General features: G+C 57.8%; 1 protein-coding gene. It reads left to right on the top strand.

Annotation, left to right across the window (positions count from 1 at the left end):
• Window positions 1–11: 11 nt before the first annotated feature.
• The coding region (gene gpJ / locus HEN33_RS25575; protein WP_074582458.1) for a TipJ family phage tail tip protein at window positions 12–384 on the top strand (373 nt) is incomplete at its 3' end.

The raw sequence follows: 384 nt of genomic DNA, 5'->3' as shown, positions 1-384 counted from the left end.
GAGCGTGAGGAATGGGTAAAGGCAGCAGTAAGGGGCATACCCCGCGCGAAGCGAAAGATAACCTGAAATCCACGCAGCTGCTGAGTGTGATTGATGCCATCAGCGAAGGGCCGGTTGAAGGTCCGGTGGATGGATTAAAAAGCGTGCTGCTGAACAGTACGCCGGTGCTGGACACTGAGGGGAATACCAACATCTCCGGTGTCACGGTGGTGTTCCGTGCCGGTGAGCAGGAGCAGACACCGCCGGAGGGGTTTGAATCCTCCGGCTCCGAGACGGTGCTGGGTACGGAAGTGAAATATGACACGCCGATCACCCGCACCATTACGTCGGCAAACATCGACCGTCTGCGCTTTACCTTCGGTGTGCAGGCACTGGTGGAAACCA

This window comes from Escherichia sp. 94.0001 (assembly GCF_013369155.2).
Taxonomy (GTDB): domain Bacteria; phylum Pseudomonadota; class Gammaproteobacteria; order Enterobacterales; family Enterobacteriaceae; genus Escherichia; species Escherichia coli_F.
This window is presented reverse-complemented; position numbering and strand designations above follow the sequence as displayed.